The 20,477-nt window shown below is 44.2% G+C and carries 22 protein-coding genes and 1 pseudogene; 9 read left to right on the forward strand and 14 right to left on the reverse strand.

Features of this window, described 5'->3' with window-relative positions:
- The first annotated feature begins 50 nt into the window (after window positions 1-50).
- Window positions 51-473, forward strand: a complete 423-nt coding sequence (locus ACFOEE_RS01660) for an exonuclease III (RefSeq protein WP_377120265.1) — start codon at window positions 51-53, stop codon at window positions 471-473.
- A gap of 334 nt (window positions 474-807) precedes the next feature.
- Here ACFOEE_RS01660 and ACFOEE_RS01665 read toward each other — a convergent pair whose 3' ends face one another.
- On the reverse strand, window positions 808-2,100 hold the full coding sequence (locus ACFOEE_RS01665) for an anti-phage deoxyguanosine triphosphatase (protein ID WP_377120267.1): 1,293 nt from the start codon (window positions 2,098-2,100) through the stop codon (window positions 808-810).
- Between the two features lie 168 nt (window positions 2,101-2,268).
- On the opposite strand from ACFOEE_RS01665, the gene ACFOEE_RS01670 reads away from it, so the two are divergent.
- From ACFOEE_RS01670 to ACFOEE_RS01690, 5 genes are all read left to right on the forward strand, one after another.
- Window positions 2,269-3,087 (forward strand): glucosaminidase domain-containing protein, encoded by an 819-nt coding sequence (locus tag ACFOEE_RS01670; RefSeq protein ID WP_377120269.1) that lies wholly within the window; start codon window positions 2,269-2,271, stop codon window positions 3,085-3,087.
- Window positions 3,080-3,733 carry a DUF2987 domain-containing protein gene (locus ACFOEE_RS01675; protein WP_377120271.1) on the forward strand — a complete coding sequence of 218 codons (654 nt, stop codon included), beginning with the start codon at window positions 3,080-3,082 and terminating at the stop codon, window positions 3,731-3,733. The genes ACFOEE_RS01670 and ACFOEE_RS01675 overlap by 8 nt, the downstream gene beginning before the upstream one ends.
- Before the next feature lie 260 nt (window positions 3,734-3,993).
- Window positions 3,994-4,266 carry a hypothetical protein gene (locus ACFOEE_RS01680; protein WP_377120273.1) on the forward strand — a complete coding sequence of 91 codons (273 nt, stop codon included), beginning with the start codon at window positions 3,994-3,996 and terminating at the stop codon, window positions 4,264-4,266.
- Window positions 4,267-4,316: 50 nt separating this feature from the next.
- Window positions 4,317-4,697, forward strand: coding sequence for a VOC family protein (locus ACFOEE_RS01685; RefSeq protein ID WP_377120275.1), 381 nt, complete (start codon window positions 4,317-4,319; stop codon window positions 4,695-4,697).
- 66 nt (window positions 4,698-4,763) lie between these two features.
- Window positions 4,764-5,201: a GNAT family N-acetyltransferase gene (locus tag ACFOEE_RS01690; RefSeq protein ID WP_377120277.1), complete on the forward strand. Its 438-nt coding sequence runs from the start codon at window positions 4,764-4,766 to the stop codon at window positions 5,199-5,201.
- A gap of 386 nt (window positions 5,202-5,587) precedes the next feature.
- On the opposite strand, the gene ACFOEE_RS01695 is transcribed toward ACFOEE_RS01690, so the two are convergent.
- A complete protein-coding gene (locus ACFOEE_RS01695) occupies window positions 5,588-6,604 on the reverse strand; it encodes an IS110 family transposase (RefSeq protein ID WP_377120279.1) in 1,017 nt (338 codons plus the stop codon).
- A gap of 105 nt (window positions 6,605-6,709) precedes the next feature.
- Here ACFOEE_RS01695 and ACFOEE_RS01700 point away from each other — a divergent pair.
- A pseudogene (locus ACFOEE_RS01700) lies at window positions 6,710-6,970 on the forward strand (transposase); the annotation flags it as partial.
- Between the two features lie 35 nt (window positions 6,971-7,005).
- Here ACFOEE_RS01700 and ACFOEE_RS01705 read toward each other — a convergent pair.
- Entirely contained in the window at window positions 7,006-8,271 is a 1,266-nt protein-coding gene (locus tag ACFOEE_RS01705; RefSeq protein WP_377120281.1) for a DUF4427 domain-containing protein, read from the reverse strand.
- Between the two features lie 705 nt (window positions 8,272-8,976).
- Between ACFOEE_RS01705 and ACFOEE_RS01710 the strand changes: the two genes are divergently transcribed.
- Together ACFOEE_RS01710 and ACFOEE_RS01715 are read left to right on the forward strand one after the other, a co-directional pair.
- The gene (locus tag ACFOEE_RS01710; RefSeq protein ID WP_377120283.1) at window positions 8,977-9,696 is read left to right on the forward strand and encodes a hypothetical protein; all 720 of its coding nucleotides are present in this window, start codon (window positions 8,977-8,979) and stop codon (window positions 9,694-9,696) included.
- A gap of 2 nt (window positions 9,697-9,698) precedes the next feature.
- Window positions 9,699-10,307, forward strand: a complete 609-nt coding sequence (locus ACFOEE_RS01715; protein ID WP_377120285.1) for a flavin reductase family protein — start codon at window positions 9,699-9,701, stop codon at window positions 10,305-10,307.
- Between the two features lie 91 nt (window positions 10,308-10,398).
- On the opposite strand, the gene ttcA is transcribed toward ACFOEE_RS01715, so the two are convergent.
- The 11 genes from ttcA to ccoN form a co-directional block, all read right to left on the reverse strand.
- On the reverse strand, window positions 10,399-11,313 hold the full coding sequence (gene ttcA, locus ACFOEE_RS01720; protein WP_377120287.1) for a tRNA 2-thiocytidine(32) synthetase TtcA: 915 nt from the start codon (window positions 11,311-11,313) through the stop codon (window positions 10,399-10,401).
- 260 nt (window positions 11,314-11,573) lie between these two features.
- Window positions 11,574-12,497, reverse strand: coding sequence for a universal stress protein UspE (uspE, locus tag ACFOEE_RS01725; protein WP_377120289.1), 924 nt, complete (start codon window positions 12,495-12,497; stop codon window positions 11,574-11,576).
- Window positions 12,498-12,594: 97 nt separating this feature from the next.
- Window positions 12,595-13,329: an FNR family transcription factor gene (locus ACFOEE_RS01730; RefSeq protein ID WP_377120291.1), complete on the reverse strand. Its 735-nt coding sequence runs from the start codon at window positions 13,327-13,329 to the stop codon at window positions 12,595-12,597.
- 30 nt (window positions 13,330-13,359) lie between these two features.
- Window positions 13,360-14,040, reverse strand: coding sequence for a sulfite exporter TauE/SafE family protein (locus ACFOEE_RS01735; protein WP_377120293.1), 681 nt, complete (start codon window positions 14,038-14,040; stop codon window positions 13,360-13,362).
- Window positions 14,027-14,200 carry a cbb3-type cytochrome oxidase assembly protein CcoS gene (gene ccoS, locus ACFOEE_RS01740; protein WP_377120295.1) on the reverse strand — a complete coding sequence of 58 codons (174 nt, stop codon included), beginning with the start codon at window positions 14,198-14,200 and terminating at the stop codon, window positions 14,027-14,029. Before ccoS ends, ACFOEE_RS01735 begins: the two co-directional genes overlap by 14 nt.
- Window positions 14,197-16,584, reverse strand: coding sequence for a heavy metal translocating P-type ATPase (locus ACFOEE_RS01745; protein WP_377120297.1), 2,388 nt, complete (start codon window positions 16,582-16,584; stop codon window positions 14,197-14,199). Before ACFOEE_RS01745 ends, ccoS begins: the two co-directional genes overlap by 4 nt.
- A 9-nt stretch (window positions 16,585-16,593) precedes the next feature.
- Window positions 16,594-17,085 carry a FixH family protein gene (locus ACFOEE_RS01750; protein ID WP_377120299.1) on the reverse strand — a complete coding sequence of 164 codons (492 nt, stop codon included), beginning with the start codon at window positions 17,083-17,085 and terminating at the stop codon, window positions 16,594-16,596.
- Window positions 17,086-17,194: 109 nt separating this feature from the next.
- Window positions 17,195-18,169, reverse strand: a complete 975-nt coding sequence (gene ccoP / locus ACFOEE_RS01755) for a cytochrome-c oxidase, cbb3-type subunit III (RefSeq protein WP_377120301.1) — start codon at window positions 18,167-18,169, stop codon at window positions 17,195-17,197.
- Window positions 18,166-18,351 carry a cbb3-type cytochrome oxidase subunit 3 gene (locus tag ACFOEE_RS01760; protein ID WP_377120302.1) on the reverse strand — a complete coding sequence of 62 codons (186 nt, stop codon included), beginning with the start codon at window positions 18,349-18,351 and terminating at the stop codon, window positions 18,166-18,168. The genes ccoP and ACFOEE_RS01760 overlap by 4 nt, the downstream gene beginning before the upstream one ends.
- A 17-nt stretch (window positions 18,352-18,368) precedes the next feature.
- Window positions 18,369-18,989, reverse strand: coding sequence for a cytochrome-c oxidase, cbb3-type subunit II (ccoO, locus tag ACFOEE_RS01765; RefSeq protein WP_377120304.1), 621 nt, complete (start codon window positions 18,987-18,989; stop codon window positions 18,369-18,371).
- A gap of 12 nt (window positions 18,990-19,001) precedes the next feature.
- Window positions 19,002-20,435, reverse strand: coding sequence for a cytochrome-c oxidase, cbb3-type subunit I (gene ccoN, locus ACFOEE_RS01770; RefSeq protein WP_377120306.1), 1,434 nt, complete (start codon window positions 20,433-20,435; stop codon window positions 19,002-19,004).
- Window positions 20,436-20,477: the final 42 nt, after the last annotated feature.

Genomic DNA, 20,477 nt, shown 5'->3' on the forward strand with positions numbered 1-20,477 from the left:
CAAGCTGTTCGTCTATATAATGCGCGCAGCTCGTTCATTAGAGGTTTATTATGTTTAAGTCACTTTCTCTCATCGCTGTTGTTACTGCTACTGCTTTCTCTGCAAACGCTCAAGTTTATGTTGAAGCAAACGCATCTGTAGAATCTAAAGTGTGTGCTGTTGCAGCAAACCAAGGTTTTGATGCTGCTGCTAAATTTGCACGTAAATACGGCATGGTTGTATCGCGTTTTTCTGCCACTCTAAACTGTAATGGTCAGGATATCCGCGAACTAGCAAACGTTAGCAAAACAGCAGCCGTTGGCACGACGAAAGCGGTTCAGTTGGTTGCTAAGCAAGCAACTGAAGAAACACAACTGTGCCTTAAAGCAGTTGAAAGCGGCGTAAACAGCTTAGGCTTTAAGTCACACTCACTACGCTGTAACAACATGCCAGTTAAAGAATTCGTAAAACAATACCAACACGCTGCTATCTAATTTGGCGTGGTATTGCGTTAATCATGACATTTAGCGCATGATAAACAAGTAAAAAGGCACTTTGCATGGCAAGTGCCTTTTTCGTTTTTGGGCCGAAACCGCCTACTTCAGTAGGTCATTATCAACAGTTAAGTTTTGCCAAAAATCTATAATTAAATCATTGTTATAGCTAGCTTGGTGAAAGGTGGAGCGCCTCGTACCCTGTGGGTTCGATTTTATATTCCGGGGTAATAACTGCTCCGCTTTGCCTGACCGTTTAACCAAAGGTTTCCACTACTTTGTTATTCGCAAATTACATAAACCTTTATGCTACAGCATAGTGTGGTAAGTAAGCCTAATCATTTCCCGCAAATAGTCTACGATGCGTACGCATCGCATACTCGTCACTCATACCCGAAAGGTAATCGCACAGAATACGATATTGCGCGCTGTCGTCCGGCGCCTGTTGCCACGCATCATGGGTGGTTTTCGGCAGTAAACGTAGCGGGGCACTGGCAAACGCATCAAACAAGTCGATTAACAAATTTTGGCCACGAAACTCAATTTGCTGCATTTTAGGTTCGCGGATCAATTGCTCAAATACAAACACTTTAAACACATCAAGCAGCGCCTGATATTCATCACAAAGTTGCACCTGATAACGTAGCAATTCAGATTCAAACTCAGGATGTTGAACTTGCAAGCTGGCATTGACGATAAACAAGTTCACCAACTCACCTATTAAATCCTTACGTGTTGCTTCGTCAAAGCTAAATAGGCGCTCAGTCACAGTGGCAATATTGGCTTTTACCCAATCGGATTGAATATCTTGCAGTTTGGGCAGGGCAAATTGCTCCCATTGGGCACGGCTGAGCGTGCCAGTCGCTACTGCATCTTCCAAATCATGGACGGCATAAGCAATGTCATCGGCCAATTCCATAATGCTGCAATCCACAGATTTAAACTGAGTTTTACTTTTATACTCATTAAATAATTGAAAAGAGGAAAGTAAATCTCGGTCGTTAGGGCTGAGCGGCGCTAAAATCCAGTCAAACAAGTCGCTATCACAGCGATACACGCCTTTGGCTGGCGTCCACGCATGGGCTTCAATAAAACGTTTGCTCGGGTTGATGTTAGGTTGGCTATGCCACAGTGTATCGATATATTGCGGGTACTTGATAAAGCCAAGTAAAGTGCGGCGGCTTAGATTCATGCCATAGCCGTTACTATAGGGTTCTAGTTTGGCTACTATTCGCAAGGTTTGTGCGTTACCTTCAAACCCGCCATGGTTGCGCATCAAAAAATTAAGTGCGGTTTCGCCGCCGTGGCCAAACGGTGGGTGGCCGATATCATGCGCTAAACATAGGGTTTCAATCAGGCTGGTGGAAACCAGCTCGCGGTAATCTGGGTGTAGCCTGCGTAAGTGCCGCAGTAAACCACTGCCGATTTGAGCGACCTCTAAAGAGTGGGTTAAGCGGGTGCGATAAAAGTCGTTGACGCCAATACTCATGATTTGCGTTTTGGCTTGCAAACGGCGAAATGCGGCGGCATGAATAATGCGCGAGCGGTCGACTTGCCAAGGCGAACGGTTATCGTTGGGTCTGTTTTTGTGCTGCGCGAGTCGACGCGCTTGCCATGCTTCAGTCATAATTCAGGTTCTTTACGGCTATATAAACAAATGTAAACAAGTACATAAAACGCTGTCAATCGGGCATCTGGCTAATTCGCCTTTAGCTGTTATTTTTAGTATAATGCAGCACAATTTTTGTCGAAATTAGTGAGGCGTTAGCGCGTCTATTTCAACTTGAGGCATTGAATGCGAAGTTTTGTATCTAAGATTCTTGTATTGTTACTTGCCGTTTGGGCATTTAGCTATCCTTTTCTTTACGCACCGGAAGAAGTCGAGATAGCAGAAGAAGTGGTTATCAGCGTGCCTGACGAAGAGCCAGAGCCAGAGGAAAAACCGCTCCATAACGTAAGGTTACCAGACTTTTCCGCGATTTCTGATGTGACGGAAAAGAAAAAGGCATTTTTTGATTTTATTAAACCGCATGTCATTGCAGAAAATAAGCGCATCCTTGAAGACCGTGCGACGCTTGAGATTGCGGTGATGATGCTGCAATACGACGAGCCACTTACTGGTACTCAAGTCAGGAAAGTTAAAAAGATCCTTACTGCCTATAAGTTGGGTGAAGAAGAGGTCAGTGTTGAGCTACTTCAACATGCGTTAAAACGTGTTGACGTGATCCCAAGGGAATTAGCTTTAATGCAAGCCGCCAACGAGAGTGCATGGGGCACATCGCGCTTTGCCCGCATTGGCCTGAATTTTTTCGGCCAGTGGTGCTATAAAAAAGGCTGCGGCATGGTGCCAAAACGCCGTGATGATAGCGCTGACCATGAAGTGGCGGCATTTAAATCTGTACAAGCGTCGGTGAGTTCGTATTTCCGTAACATCAACACCAATAAAGCTTATCGCGGCTTGCGCGACCTTAGAGCTGAAATGCGCCTCAACCGCGAGCCGTTAGACCCGGGTAAACTGGCCTCTGGTTTACATTCATATTCAGAGCGAGGCACTGAATATATTGAAGAACTGAATGAGATGATCCGCCACAATCAGGTTTATTTTAATGAATAAAGTCGTCAAAGTTTTATCGGCATTGGCCATTGCAACACTTGCCAACGCCGCCATGGCAAAGGAATTTGTGGTCTCGTATGACGGATTTTATGACCGTCTTAAAGTGGTTGAAAAAGGCCAATTTGAATATGCGCGGGTCAATTTTTACTTAGTGGATATTGCCACTATGGCGCCTTGTGTTATTGCAAGTGGCAAGTTAGTGACAGAAAACTATAGTTTGCCACTCACTTACACTGCTAATGCACAGCTGCTCTTGCCATATGATAAACAGTTGGATACCGATAAAGCAGTGATAGTGGTAGAACCAAGCGACCCTGCGCACGATTGTCAGCTTAAAATGCAAATTGAAGCGGATAACATCAGCGCAGATAAACTAAACACGCAAACCTTGGCACAGCTCAATACTGAATTTGACACGCTTTTGACCGATTTGTCTGGTTTTTTTGTCGGCAAGTTATTGGCATTTATGTTGCCAAGCCAACAAGGGGTTCAAGTCGAATTTAGCGAGCCAGTCAATTTGCCGCTGCCCGGCGTAAATTGTGCTGATAAAGTGTGCCAGTTTAAAATTGACGATGCTTGGCAAAGTGTAAAACTCCCTTTGATCCAAACTGAGGTGAAAAAAGTCACCCCTTGGATTGTAAAGTAAAGCACTTCTTGCGCGGCTTATATACACTTTATCGGTGCAATATAAGTCGCCAACAGCCAAAATACGCTTTCCCTAGTTTTAGCTAACTTCCTCATTTAACGTTCATTTTTACTTGCTAGCTTTTCCCGCCGATCTGGCATAGTGCCCCAGATTGTGTTAAAAATCTGTACATAGCGCTTTTGAATTCAGCCACACCCCAGCGGAGCTAAAAAGGTGCTGACAAACTTAAAAAACAAAAATAACAAAGGAGTTCGTTCTAAATGGAATTTTTAATGGTATTGGCGTTAATTTATATCGTTGGTCGACTACGCGAAAACCAAATTAATATTGTCTCCAGTCAAGACTTTGTTACCGCTTTAACAAACAATCCTGATGCTGTCGTTGTACATGTAAATCGCAAGATCTTTTGGATATTCACGCAAAAAAGAAATTACTATATGCAGCATTATAAAGGCTTTCAGTTGACTTGCGTGTCATATCATCCGCTAGAGCTACCGCACCATATTGATGTGATCACGGTAAATAAGTGGTAATTGGCTTTACAAGCTCTTGGGCTGAATGTGGCTTTTAGTAAGAGGTGTGGATGAATCTCAATCAAGTTACATTGCCGGTGAGCAATATGGCCGAGTGCGTACAGTTTTATCTTGCGCTTGGATTTACGCAGATAGTAGCGACGCCACACTATGCGCGCTTTAAATGCCCAGAAGGCGACGCAACATTTTCGCTTTCGCTGCAAGAGGGTGAAGTTTGTAATGGTGCGGTGATTTATTTTGAATGCGAGCACCTCGATGAATGGGTTTCAAGCCTTGTTGAGAAAGGCTTTAATTTTGAGCAAATGCCAACCGATGAAAGATATCTGTGGCGAGAGGCGGTATTAAAAGACCCGTCAGGCAATAAAATTAAGCTCTACTGGGCGGGGGAGAATCGTTTAAGCCCACCTTGGAAAGTCAATATAACGGCATAAACCCGCACTACAAAACACTTTCTCAAGTTGGGTTTGATAATTGATATTATTTTTGATGGAGCGGGCATGAAGTATTCACTGCGACCAGCAGCACAATCAGATATAGAGTTTCTGCTTAATCTGCGTGATATAACCATGGGCAAATACCTTAAAGAATGCGGCTTGCCGACCACTTATGACGCGTATTTAAGCCGCGTGTTATATGAATTTGCCCATGCACAAATTATTGAAGTCGATGGTACTGCCATAGGTCTGTTTAAAGCCAAATTTGACCACGCACACAACGAATGGCATTTAGTGCAAATCCAAATACAGCCAAGCTATCAAAACAACAAGATTGCCAGCACATTAATTGCGCAAATAATTGATAAAGCTAATTCTACAAACAGTAGTATTCAACTTAGTGTACTAAAAACCAACCCAGCCCAGCATTTATATGCAAAACTTGGTTTTGTGCAAGTGGGCGAAAGTGAGGCTGAGTACTTTATGCAGTATAAATCTTAGCAATATTCAATGTATTGAAAAATATTGGTATTTATAGAGGTTAGGTTTGCGATTGGGCTTAGTATTAACTCCCCCCAGCAAACCTAATTGTATGCTCGTCGCCAACAGCGTACATTATGCAAAAAGCAATGTATGGTTCGCTTCGTCTCGTCAAATTAATTCAGGCACTACTTATCTATCGTGTCGAAATGAGCTGCGTCAATGTATTCGGATTTACCATAGGAGTTGTTAGCCCTATATCCGCTATGAAAATACGCATATCACCATCCTATCAAGACCGTCAACATGTGACTGTTTAAGCATTTTTCAGGCTTATGGTGATACCGTAAAGCTGGTTTTCGTCACGACTTTCAAGCTTTGTGCTGAAATCTTTCTCTGTAAGTTAGTTATGCATTCGCTTTAAAACGCTCGTCTTTTGTCATTACCGCCCAAGCAATCCGTGCAAGTTTGTTCGCCATGGCACAAATCACCACATTTGGTTTTTTCGTTTCCTGTAATGTTTTTAACCAGCGTGTCCAACGATTCGATTTATCTTTTTGCCATTGAATGACTGACCTTGCGCCGTGTATTAAACAACGTCTTAAGTGGCTGTCACCTCGCTTGCTTATACCGAGCAATGTGTTTTTCCCACCTGTGCTATGTTGCCTCGGAACTAAACCTATCCATGCAGCCATGTCGCGACCCGAGTTAAACTGTTTACCGTCGCCAACTTTTGCTATGAGTAACGCCGTCGTCATCAGTCCAACACCAGGAATTTCAAGTAGCTTTTGCGCTAAGTGTTCGGTTTTTAGCAATTCTGTCAGCCTGTTTTCAACATCCGACATCTTCGCTTTTAGCTGTTTATATTCCTCATAGAGTGTATTCAACACAGCTCGCAAACCGTGTGGAATTGGGGACTCTGCATCTTCGATTAAGGACATTAAATTATTCATCGTTTTTTTGCCCTTTTGTTGAGGAAAACCAAACTCTAACAAGAAGGCATGAGCTTGATTGCTTACTCGATTCTTTTGCACCACATAGCCTTCACGAACACGACACCACGCACTGATAATCTGTTGTTGTTCTGTTTTAGCTTGAATGAACCGCATATTAGGCCGAGAAGATGCTTCGCAAATAGCCTCCGCATCAATATAGTCGTTCTTGTTACTCTTAACGTACGGCTTCACAAATTGCGCTGGGATTAGTTTAACGTTATGGCCATGTTCTTGGCATTTTCTGGCAAGCCAGTGTGCTCCGGCACAGCCTTCCATCGCGATGTCGCAAGGTGGCAAGTGTGTGATGAATTCAATTAACTTACTTCGGCTGTACTTAGCTTTTTTAACTTGATGCTCTCGCTCATCCCATCCAATGACGTGAAAACTAGTCTTGCCTAAATCGATTCCGAGTGTTTTTATATGGGTCATGGTTTGCCTCTCTATTTTGTCTTCTCAACAACACCTTAACAGGTGATATTGAGGCGAACCATTTCATTAGACTTGACCCCCAGCTTTTCCTCGGGAGGATTACCTGTAGCCCCGATGAACCGAGAAAGCGGCCGCTATAAGGGACTCAGGACCATCCAGGGCGGCAGGCCTCAGGTGCGAACCGTTCTCTACATGGCGATGATGTCTGCGATGCAGTGTAACCCGGTTTTTAAATCAACCTACCAGCGGCTGGTTGCTAACGGGAAACCGAAAAAAGTAGCCATAATCGCCTGTGTCAGGAAGATGGTTGTGATCTTAAATTCGATGCTCGGAGACGGCGTCATGTGGAACGCAAAGTCGGTTTGAAATTACTTATTGACGCCATAGTCTCTTGTTAAGCATCAGTCAACACGTAGTGTCGAATTAAAAAACTCATGTGCTTCATCATGATATCCTGCATAGGATGGAATATCATCATATGATTCAGAGTTAAGGACTGAAAAGTAAGAACATAAGACACCATATTTTCGATTCAATTCTTTGGCTACAATACGTGCAAACTCTTCCTGTTGGGATAGATTTAAATTATTCAATACTCTATAACCCAAATCCAAGAGATAACGCCCCTCTTTACTAACCTCAACAATACCATATTCCAGTAATGCTCTCGTTAAATCTGACTTGTTGTCTAGCAACCAAACCCAAGCTCTTCCAAACTCTTGGCTGTGTGAGCTACAACTTGGTAAATACTTAGCTAACTCAGAAGAAATAATATTGCCTACATCATGGCCAAACTTATCAACAACTGGCCCTGGAAAATTAAAGAATTTATCAAGATCTAGTAAATTCTGATTAATATAATCAGACAAGGAGGCGGGATCGACAATGTCTGTATATGAAGATAGATTTTCAGTTGAAATAATAAAAGTAAACGAATTTCTTGAAAGTATGTTCCTATCAATTAACGTTAACAAATCATTAAGGATGTGGTTTACGTCATGATTATTAGGTACTATTACTCCTGCACCTTTTAAATTTACATACTCTAATTCAAGCCCCGGAGTATTTTCAAAATCACTATGACGACCATCCTCTTTAATTTCAGCTTCATAGTCATCCATCTCCCCACGGAATGGCCAACGCCACTCCCTTTCATGTGTCCAATCTATTGACCCAGGTACATATGTAACATATCTATATTGCTCATTTAATGGGAGAAGGCTCGAGTTAATAATACGCTTACCCCCATCATATCCAGAGGGTAAGATCGAACCAAAACCATCTAAGCCATAAATCACAGGTCTAGCGCCGACATTGAACATATCAGCTTTAGGTAGAAGCAAGGCATATAAACCTATATTTTCGCCCATGCCCAATCTATCTACGCTGGTTTTCACGAATGCAGAAACAGGCATATCAGTAAAACACACCGCTGGCGATTCACCATAAATTGTACGTACAGCACCTCGAAAGGACCATGAGGCACTAATCTTACAATGCCTAATAGCACAACGAAGTAAAAAACGTGCATCTAGGTAATCTGAGTGGGCTAGGTTGTTGAATCCACAATGCTCTGGAAAGTGAATGTAGTTCTTTCCTTGCAAATCAACATCACGGAAAAAGTGAATAAGATAATCAGAAAGATCAAATCGAATATTATTTTTCATTTTGTCACCAACTTTATATGATGCTTAACATCTTAGTATTTATGGGACAGGTTGTTTGTGTCACATAATCCCTTGTTGAACTGAGACGTTACCTGCACGTAGCTTGGTGTAGTTTATGCTATGGGAATCTGCTTTTTTAAGTCTAAGGGGCAATTAGGTGATTTGCTCAATCCTTTACCGTATTTTACGCTTCCTAGCATCGCTCAGTCGTGTTTTTAGGTCTCTATTACAGCTAACTCAGGGTCTGTAAGCAACCTTTTTTTAACCCGCGCAGCACATCCCATCCCAATCCTTTTAATTAGGATAATTCGTTGAATTTAAGCAGCTCCTTGACGCTGCTAACTCAGTCGGATATCAGCCTGATCCGTCTTGATTGTGCCTTTGCGCGGAGGATAAAGGGGTCAAGTCACTTGCTTCATTATTTGGAGAAATCGAGCGTCTGCTTCGCTTAAACCAGCCTGTCAATTTAACTAATTCCACCCTTTGTAACCCTCAAAAACTCCAGCTCGCCAAGCAAATTCACCAATCCTGCACATTAACCAAGCTTAGACTAAAATCGCTTGTTTTGATCTAAATTTATCATTTTCTCGTACCAGTTTTTATGTATTACATCAGTGCGTTATAAGCGTTCTATAGTGGTTAATTGCCAAGTACATTGGCCAAACTGCTGTAAATTCTTATGGTGCTTAGGCGAGGGCGTAAGCTATGTATCGGGTTCTAATTGTTGGTGCATCGAGTGCGATTGCCACCGCAACTATTGCGGGTTTTATTGCTAAGTATGGCGCAACCGGTGTTGAGTTACATTGCGTTTCTAGCCAGCTGTTGGCGTTAGATGCGCCTGTGGTTGCATATCTGAGCGATTATAGTGCGCCAAGCGTAGAGGCGCTTGCTGAGCATTTTGTTGCGAATGGGCTGATATTTGATGCGGTGCTATTTTTTAATGGCCGTTTGCATTTAAAAGATACCATGCCGGAAAAGAAGGTCGCACAGTTTGACCCAGCTTATTTACTGAGTCTAACGCAAAGTAATGTTTTACCGCATATGCTGTGGTTTGCGCATTTGCACAAAGTGCTTGGCAAAAGTCAGCAGTCTAAAGTCATAGTGCTAAGCGCACGGATTGGCAGTATTGGCGATAATCGCTCGGGCGGCTGGTATAGCTATCGTATGAGTAAGGCAATGCTAAATATGGCGTGTCAGTGTTACGCCATTGAATTGGCACGCACGCATCCTTTAGCAAAAATGATTTTGTTCCACCCCGGCACAACAGACACGCCGCTGTCGCGGCCATTTCAAAAAAATGTACCAGCAGACAAGCTTTTTACCCCGCAGTTTGTTGCGGAAAAAATCCTTAGCCTAGTTGCGCGGCCGTTCAACGGCACGCAGCTTGAATTTATTGATTGGCAAGAGCAGCCAATAGCGTGGTGAAGATGAGTATTACAAAATCAGATCTAAACAATATGGACGAGCGTTATCGCGCAAAGCTGATTAATTCGGTGTCCGGGTATAAAAGTGCCAATCTTATTGGCAGCATAGACGATGCAGGGCAGACCAATTTGGCGGTGGTGTCGTCAGTGGTACATTTAGGGGCAAACCCACCTTTGTTGGGGGTGGTGTTTCGTCCTCATTCAGTTTCTCGGCATACTTTAGAAAACATTTTAACCACTGAGCGTTATACCATTAATCATATTAATCAGCATATTACAGAGCAAGCTCACCAAACCTCTGCGCGTTATGCAAAGGAACAATCTGAGTTTGACGCCACAGGGTTAAGCGAAGAGTTTATTGATGATTTTAGCGCGCCTTTTGTCAAAGAGTCGGTGATAAAACTCGCCATGCATTATAAAGCGCATCAAACCCTCGCGTTAAACGGCACAGTTTTTGTTATTGGCGAAATTATGGCGCTGCATTTACCGCCTGAACTTATTGGTGATGACGGCCATGTGGATTTAGTGGCGGCGGGCAGTGTGTGTATCAATGGGCTGGATGGCTATTACAACCCAAGCCTCATTGCGCGCTATCCTTATGCCAAACCATAAAAGTGGCACATCAAGCATTGGGGTAAAGTTGCTTGGTTAGAAACAACAAAGCCACCGTTAGGTGGCTTTGTGCGCTATAAATAGCAAGCGTTTATGCTAATTCAATAGTTTGAATTTGTACGCTGTTGTCAGCTTCTTCTTCATCTGCAACTACGGGGGCTTTAAACTCAGGTTTATCTAGCGCTAAGTCGCCACCATCAACTACTTGGCTTTTGTCCAAGTTTTTAAAGTCAAACAAATTGGCGTCTGCAAGGTGTGAAGGCACCACGTTTTGCATAGCAGTAAAGATGCTCTCAATACGACCCGGATGCTTTTTATCCCACTCTTGTAGCATGTTTTTGACAAACACACGTTGTAGATTCTCTTGTGAACCACACAAGTTGCAAGGAATGATAGGGAAGCCTTGGCTGATTGAGTATTTCTCAATATCTGCTTCTTTTACATAGGCTAATGGACGAATAACCATATGCTCGCCATCATCACTCATCAGTTTTGGTGGCATACCTTTGAGTTTGCCGCCGTAAAACATGTTTAAAAACATGGTTTCGATAATGTCGTCGCGATGGTGACCAAGGGCAATTTTGGTCGCGCCCATTTCTTTCGCCGTGCGGTATAAAATACCACGGCGTAAACGTGAGCACAGTGAACACGTGGTTTTCCCTTCAGGGATCTTCTCTTTCACTATGCTGTAGGTGTCTTCTTCGACAATTTTGTACTCGATACCAAGCGTGTCTAGGTATTGGGGTAAAATATGCTCTGGGAAGCCCGGTTGTTTTTGGTCTAAGTTGACCGCAAAGAGGTCGAATTTAATCGGCGCAACGCGCTGTAAATGCTGTAAAGTGTCAAGCAGCGTATAGCTGTCTTTACCACCAGACAAACACACCATAATACGGTCGCCGTCTTCAATCATATTAAAATCGCCAACCGCAAGGCCTGCAAGGCGACGGATACGTTTTTGTAATTTATTGAGATTGTATGCAGCTTTCGCTTCTTTTGAGTGCGACACGCGCCCCCCTAATCATTGACGGCAAATTTGAGGGCGCAATTATACCCAAACGGATAGAAAATGCGAGTAGGGCGGGTATTAAAGGGCGCAATAATCAGCGCTCCAGATTATCACCCAAATGACTTGGCATTGCTGTGAGGCGGCCAGTGAACGAATCCCCAATCACATAGATTTACTATGTGATTGGGCTCAGCAAACCTAACCAACACCGCCGCGGCTTCAAGTTGACAGCTTATAAACCTGAACGCGAGATTTGGGCATTAGTCAGCGAGGGGGCTTTTGTAGCCGTCGGGTTTTAATGCCAGCACATCGCAATCTAGATTATCAATTACATGCTCGGCGGTATTACCTATGAGCGCGGCACTTAAACCGGTGCGCCCAACACTACCTATCACAACAAGCTCAGTGCGATTGTCTTTGGCAACAAAAGGAATAACATCCTCCGGTAAGCCTTCTTTAACGATACAGTCCTCTTTGCTTAGGCCATACTTTTCAGCCAGTGCATAAGTTGAATCCTGATGATGTTTTTTAACCGCTTCGGTGTATTGTGATGGGTTAAATTCAGGGATCTCAATGGCGATATTCACTGGCGTTGCTGGGTAAGCATTGACTAGACTCAGTTTGGCGTTGGCAAGGCGACAAATAAATTGCGCGTCTTTCATAATGCGGTCGTTAAGCTCTAGATGCAGCTCATCATCAGAAACCGCATTCACCGCAGCTAGAATATGGCCGTTTTCTGGCCAACTTTGCTCTTTTACCAATAACACGGGGGAAGGACATTTACGAATAAGATGCCAATCTGTCGGGGTGAAGATCACCGATTTTAGCGTATCGTGCTGATGCGTGCTCTTCACTACCAAGTCATAGTTTTGCTCTAAAACCGCTTTAATAATCGATTCAAAAGGGCGATTGTGCCAAACTACTTGGCTTTCAATAGCGCAATTAGGGTATTCCGCTAACAGCTCTACAATCCAGTTTTGTCTGTCACTGATCACAGCGTCCCGCATCGCTTCACGCTCTTCTTTGGAGAGCATTGTGGTCATTTCGTAAGAGAAGTCGTAAATAGAGAGAAATGCGGTAATTTTTGCGCCAGTCTTGGCGGCAAGGCTGACGGCGCGGTCCAGACTGTGTTGATGTTCTTTAGTGGGGTCGATAACCGCAAGAATATTCTTGATACTTTCCATGACAGACTCCTTATTGCCTCAGGCTGATTCAGTATAGTATCAGTGTATACCAAATCCCCTGAGGTGAAAGGAGAAAGCGCAAATTGCTTGCCTTAGATCAAACAGATAGCCCTGCAACTTGTGCCAATTTAGCCGCATCAAGGATAGTGATGAACTTACCTTCGACCTTAATAAGCTCAGATTTTTGGAAACGGCTGAGCAAGCGACTAATGGTTTCAACGGTTAAACCTAGATAGTTACCGATTTCACCACGGGTCATAGTAAAGCGAAACTCACGACGTGAAAAACCACGCTCACCAAAACGGTTAGATAGGTTGTAGATAAAGGTCGCTAATCTTTCTTCTGCGGTTTTCTTGTTTAAAAGCAACAGCATTTCTTGGTCGTAGTTTATTTCGCTGCTCATTAAACGCATGATCTGCTGACGTAACTTTGGTAGTTTGCCCGCTAAGTCGTCTAACGTTTCAAACGGGATCTCACACACCATTGAGGTTTCTAGTGCTTGGGCAAAGCTCTGGTGCTGCATTTTGTTAATCGCGTCAAAGCCAACTAAATCGCCAGCCAAGTGGAAGCCTGTGATCTGCTCATCACCTTGCTCGGACAGCGTAAAGGACTTAAAACTACCAGAGCGCACCGCGAAGATTGAGTTTAATGCTGCGCCAGACTCGAACAAAAAATCACCTTTATGTAGAGGCTTTTTACGTTCGATGATTTCGTCCAGCTTATCCATTTCCGCGCCATTTAGACTAAATGGAAGACACAGTTGGCTAATACTACAGTTGTTACAACTGATGGCACATTGTGACTTTGCACGATTGTGATGACTTAAATCCATAATAAATCCATTAATAACGACGCCTTTATATCAGTTAGAGTAATGCACAAGTTTGTTGGTTGCAATGATTAGTAGATAAACACCATACCAAATGAACACATTGCCTAAAATAAGACGTACGGTTAAGTTATTGATAAAATGAGCAACCTTGTTGGCGAGTTGGGCGCTTAGCAACATCAGAGGGAAAGTGCCAAGGGCAAAAGCTACCATCAGAGCCGCACCATAAGCGGCATTGGGAGCGCTTAAGGTCCAAATGAGTGCAGAATAAACTAATCCACAAGGTAACCAACCCCAGAGCGCGCCATACGCAAGTGCTTTGGGGTAACTATTGATGGGTAACAAATAGCGGTTAAGACCGACAATATGCTGCCAAATCAACGATTTTCCGATTCTCTCAAACCATTGTAGGGTTGCACCAACGCGCATCACATACAAACCTAAAAGAATAATAAAAAGACCACTTAGGGCGCCAAGGCTAAGTGCAAGTACATTGTTGCGACTGGCAAAAGCAGCGCCGAAGCTGGCCACCAAAGCGCCTGCCAAGGCATAACTGGCAAGACGGCCAAAATTATAGCAAAGTGCCAACAGCAGGGCATTTTTATCGCGCCCCGCCAGTTGTAAACTGGAAGCGATGCCACCGCACATCACAATGCAGTGGCCGCTACCGAATAGCCCCATAATGAAGGCTGCAGTGAGATTAATCTCGCTCATTACTTTTGTTATGCTGGGCTTTGTCGTCGTCAAACAAAATACTATGGCCTTGTTTTTCAAGGTCAGAGAATTGTTCACTTCTTACCGCCCAGAAAAAAATGCCGATGGCAATTAACACCAGCAAAATAGCAATAGGGATCAGAACGTAAATAATACTCATACTTTCAGTAACCTCAATGAGTTACAAATCACGATTATCGAGCTTGTAGTCATACCTATTACGGCTTGCCAAGGTTCAACCCAGCCCATGGCGGCAAGGGGTAAGATAGAGCCGTTGTAAGCTAGTGACAATGCCAGATTTTGTTTCACAATGCGACGAGTTTGTTTTGCGACCACGTAGAGCGAGGTAATGGCACTGAGGTCGCTACGCAGCAACACCACATCGGCGGTGTTTTTGGAAATATCAGCACCGGTTTCCATGGCAATCGACAAATGCGCTGAGTTAAACACTGGGCTGTCGTTAATGCCATCACCCACCATAGCGACCACTTCACCCTGCGCAGCCCAGTTATCAACGGCTTGTTGCTTATCTTCAGGCAAGCACGCGCTTTGCACAGAATCAAGCGCCAGTTGCGCTGCCAATTGCTCACCTGCACCTGAGCTGTCACCGGTCAGCATATGGCATGTCAGCCCTTGACGCTTAAGCTCACCAACAACGGTTTGTGCGTTGGCTCTAACTTGGTCATTAAAGTAAAAGTCTGCTACCGCCACTTGATTGATAAACAAACTCGCTTGAGCGTCACCTGTACGCTCGCCAAACCAGTTTTGCTTACCAATTGCCACATTCAGCACAACATCATCAATTACTGTGTTTGCACTTATGCCTGTGCCAGCATCAACTTGCACCTCAGTTAAGCTAATTGTGTCTGAGGATATGTCGGCAAAAGCACGGGCAATAGGGTGCTCTGAATAGGATTCCAGCGCACTTGCCATAGCCAGTAATTGTTGCTCGGACCAAGAGTCGGTTAACTTATTGACCTTGTTGATGGTAAAACGACCTTCGGTGAGCGTTCCGGTTTTATCGAACGCCACGCGGGTCAGTTTAGTTAAGGTTTCCAGCACATGGGCTTCTTTGATAAGAATGCCTTTTCTGGTTAAGGTCGCAACCGCACAGGTTAATGCCGTAGGGATAGCAAGGCTCAGTGCACAAGGGCAAGTGGCCACTAAAACCGCAATTGTTATCCAAAAGGCTTTATCTGGAGAGACGGGATACCAACCAATGGCGGTAATTGAAGCAAACACCAATAAACAGGCAACGAACCACTGCGCTACTTTATCTGTGACTTCAACCAATTTAGGACGTTTGGTTAAAGCATTATGTTGCAAGCGAATGATCTGATTTAACAGCGTATTTTGCCCAAGCTTGTTAATTTCTAGCTCAATTACACCGTCGTGGTTAATGGTGCCAGCAAAGACTTGGTCACCGGCATGTTTGCGTACCGGTAAATGCTCACCTGTCATCATTGACTCATCGACTGTGGTCACGCCTTTGATAACTAGGCCATCAGCTGGGATGGTTTCGCCTGCTTTAACCAAAATACGGTCAGCAAGTTGCAGCTGTTTTGCGGCCACAATTTCTTCTTGCTTATCGCTTGAAATCCGTCTTGCGGTAAGGGGCAATAATTTATGCAAATTGGCGGTAAATTCACTGGCTTTAAGGCGCGCGCGAAATTCGAGGTATTTACCAAGGAGCAATAAAAACGTGAACATACAGATAGATTCAAAATAAACCTCACCGGTATTCATCACGGTTGCGTAGCTACTTGCAACGTAGGCACCAAAAATGGCCATCGAGACCGGCAAATCCATATTCAGTTGCTTGGCTTTGAGGCCTTTGATGGCATTGGTTAAAAAGGGTAAAGCAGAGTAGAGGATAACCGGAGTTGCAAGGACAAAGCTTATCCAGCGAAAATACTCTTCGAAATTATCATCCATGCCGGAAAACATGCCAAAATACATGGCAAAAGCAAACATCATGACTTGCATTGTCATGAGTCCTGCAACGCCCAAGCGGCGGATGTAGGCTTTGGCTACGGCTTGTTTTTGCTGAGCTTCTTCGTCGGCTTGAAAAGGATAGGCTTTGTAGCCAATGGTATGTAGATTCTCAATTAAGGTACTGAGCGCAACTTGGTTAGGGTCCCATAAAATCATGGCGCGATGCGTCGAGGTATTCACATCGACTCGCGCAACGCCTTTGATAGCAAGGAGTTGCTTTTCAATTAACCAAGCGCAGGCTGCGCAACTAATGCCCTCGACACTGAGTAACACTTCGTTGAGGTTGCCTTGTTTGGCAACAAAATCTTCCTGAATAGCGGCATTATCGTAGCTGGCGATGATCTTCAACTGCTCAGGCACCAACTCCTGAACTTTACCGGCTTTAACGGTACGAAACTTATAATAATCACTCAAACCTTGCTGCAGAATATGCTCGGCGACGGTTTGGCAACCAATACAACACACTGGTTGGGATTCGCCATCATAGCGCACTGTGCCATTAAAACCGGATGGGACGGCCTCAAGGCAGTGGAAACAACTTTGTGTCATATCCACCTACTATTTATATTCAGGCGCTATCGATACCGTTGTTGCCGTAGGTAACAACAGGTTTTCTTTTAGCTTCCAGCTGCCGTCCATCGGCTCTAAAAAGATGGTATAAGCACCCGGCTCGTAATGTTCAACACTGGTAGAAAACTCGCCGTTGGCATTTTTTAACAGGTTTACTGCGAAGTCGTGGCTTTTAATCGTGCGGTGATAAAACGACGCTTTTAAGGCGGTTACCTGACTTGCATCGCCTTTGGTGAACTTAAAGACGATACGACTTGTTGTTACATCAAGGTCGCCATGCAAATAAAGCGCTTTGGCTTTATCGAATTTGCTGAGTTCTAAATTAATGGCTTTGCCTTTTTTGTAATAATCATCGACAACCATGTCAGGGCCATTACCAACAGCAATAAAAACCAGCAGTACACAAGAAACTATGGTTATAAAGGGGAAAAACATCAAAAACCAAGGCCAAAAATTTTTATACCACGGAGTAGGGTTCATAACGACTCAACAACGAAAAAATGGTGGCGCCATTTTATCTTAATTAGCGGAAAAAACCCAAAAAAAAGCCTCCTATCGGAGGCTTTTTTGATCTTAAATAATCTTAAGATTATTGCGCTGCGCTGTTGTGCGACAGACTGTAAACATATGCAGTCAATAGGTGAACTTTGTCTTCACCTAAAATGTCTTTCCACGCTGGCATTACACCTTGACGGCCATGTGCCAATGTATCTTCAACTGCACGTTGAGATCCACCGTACAACCAGATGTTGTCCGTTAGGTTAGGCGCGCCGAATGGTAAGTTGTGCGCAACAGAACCTTTACCGTCCATACCGTGACAAGCTGCACACATAGCAAACTTAGCTTGGCCTGCATCAGCGTCTTTTTGGTTCACTTTACGACCAGATAGGCTCAGTACATAAGCTGTCATCTCTTTGATGCCTTGCTCGCCTAGTGCATCTTTCCAGCCTGGCATTGCTGCAACACGACCATTTAGGATGGTTTCTTTGATTTTGTCAGGTGTACCACCATATAGCCAATCGTTGTCCGCAAGGTTAGGGAAGCCAGTGCCACCGCGAGCATCTGAACCGTGACACTGCGCACAGTTTTGCGAGAATAAACGCTGACCGATTTCCAATGCTTTTGCGTCAGTTACCAAAGTTTCGATATCTTTAGATGCAAACTCTTTGAAAATTGGACCGAAGCGGTCTTCTGCTGCACGGTATTCAGCGTCAAGCTGTACACGCTCACCGTTTTCTTGCGCGGCAATAACTGCTTCTTTTGACTCAGTTAAAGACGTCACGCCTTGGTTAGAGCTGGTCCATTTGAAGAGACCTTCCCAGTTACCTAGGCCAGGGTAAGCGGCAAGATAGAACACCGACCAAACGAAGGTTGCAAAGAACATGATAGTCCACCACTTAGGTAATGGATTGTTGAGCTCTTCAATGCCGTCGAACTCATGACCACAGCTTTCGCCTTCTTTAACGCCTGTGTAGTTTTTCAGGTTCCAAAGTAGTAAGCCAAAGATCAGAGCCAGACATGTTATGGTCAATACGATGACCCAAATACTCCAAAAGCTAGTCATTTTTCAGACTCCTTTTCCTCTTTAGAGACCGTGTCGCTATGGGCTTTCTCGTCTTCAAATATAGCGTTTGCTGCATCATCAAAACGATTTTTTGTGCGTTTACTGTACGCCCACACAACGATCACGATAAACAGTACCAATATTACCAGAGTCAAAATGCCTCTGTATGTGCCGTAATCCATAGTAAATTACTTCAACATTATTTTAAGTGAGTACCAAGTTGCTGCAGGTACGCGATAAGAGCTTGCATTTCTGTTTTACCCTCAACCGCGGCTTGCGCGTTCTTGATGTCTTCGTCGGTGTAAGGCACGCCAAACCCTTTGAAAACTTCAAGTTTCTTGGCAGTTAATTTGCCATCTAGTACGTTTTTATCTAACCAAGGATAGCCAGGCATATTCGACTCAGGCACCACAGAACGTGGGTCCATTAAGTGAGCATAATGCCAGTCATCTGAATAGCGCTTACCTACGCGAGCTAGATCTGGACCAGTACGTTTTGAACCCCATTGGAATGGGTGATCCCATACTGATTCGCCTGCTACTGAGTAGTGACCATAACGTTCTACTTCATCACGGAAAGGGCGGATCATTTGCGAGTGACAGCCGTAGCAGCCTTCACGTACGAAAATGTCGCGACCTTCCATTTCAAGCGCAGTTAGAGGGCGTAAGCCGTCAACTGGTTGCGTGGTGTCTTTTTGGAACATAAGTGGTGTAATTTCTACCAAAGCACCGAAACTGATAGCGAACACTGTCAAGATAGCCATCAGGCCAACGTTCTTTTCAACAATTTCATGTTTATTGGATGAATTATGATTAGCCATGTTTTACACCTCTTAAGCCAATTGTGCTTTAGCGTCGTCAGCTAGTGAGCCGCTTTTCGCTGTAACTGTACGGTAAGTGTTGTAAGCCATTACCAGCATACCTGTTACGATGAACACACCACCTAAGAAGCGCATGATGTAGAATGGCTTAGACGCTTCAAGGCTTTGTACGAAGCTGTACATTAATGTACCGTCAGCGTTAACTGCGCGCCACATTAGACCTTGCATAACACCAGAGATCCACATTGCAACGATGTAAAGTACTACACCTACAGTGTGTAACCAGAAATGCGTGTTAACCAAACGAACGCTGTACATACCAGCGTGGCCGAACAGAGCTGGAATTAGGTGATAGATAGCGCCAATAGAGATCATCGCAACCCAACCTAACGCACCAGAGTGAACGTGACCTACAGTCCAGTCTGTGTAGTGAGAAAGCGCGTTTACTGACTTGATAGCCATCATCGGGCCTTCGAATGTAGACATACCGTAGAACGATAGTGACACAACTAGGAAACGTAGTACTGGGTCAGTACGTAGTTTGTGCCATGCGCCAGAAAGCGTCATGATACCGTTGATCATACCACCCCATGAAGGTACGAATAGGATAACTGACATCACCATACCCAAAGACTGAGTCCAGTCTGGTAGAGCAGTATAATGTAAGTGGTGTGGGCCTGCCCAAATGTAAAGTGAAACTAGAGCCCAGAAGTGAACAACAGATAGACGGTAAGAGTAAACCGGACGACCTGCTTGCTTAGGTACGAAGTAGTACATCATACCAAGGAAGCCGGCAGTGAGTAGGAAGCCTACTGCGTTGTGGCCGTACCACCATTGCACCATCGCATCTACCGCACCTGCGTAGATAGAGTAAGATTTAGTCAGAGATACAGGCACAGCCATGCTGTTAACAATGTGCAGAATCGCAACAGTGATAATAAAGCCAGCGTAGAACCAGTTCGCTACATAGATGTGTGATACTTTACGCTTGATAAGCGTACCAAAGAACACCACCGCATAAGATACCCAAACAACCGCGATTGCGATATCAATAGGCCACTCAAGTTCTGCGTATTCTTTAGAAGAAGTAATACCCAAAGGTAGAGTGATAGCTGCTGATACGATAATCGCTTGCCAACCCCAGAAGGTGAATGCGGCAAGTTTGTCAGAGAAAAGTCGAGTTTGGCAGGTACGTTGTACAACATAGTAAGATGTTGCAAAAAGCGCACTGGTACCAAATGCGAAAATAACTGCGTTCGTGTGTAACGGACGTAGTCTAGAGTATGTTAACCATGGCGTGTCGAAGTTTAGCCACGGCCAGGCAAGCTGGGCCGCGATAAACACACCAACACCCATGCCAACGATGCCCCAAATCACTGTCATGATAGCGAATTGGCGTACAACTTTATAATTGTACTCAGTTTGTGATGCTACTGTTTGGCTCATTTTCTGGATTCCGCTGCAATTAATGCGTTTAGAAATGAATTA

Origin of the sequence: Pseudoalteromonas fenneropenaei (genome assembly GCF_042643375.1) — a bacterium.
GTDB lineage: Bacteria > Pseudomonadota > Gammaproteobacteria > Enterobacterales > Alteromonadaceae > Pseudoalteromonas > Pseudoalteromonas fenneropenaei.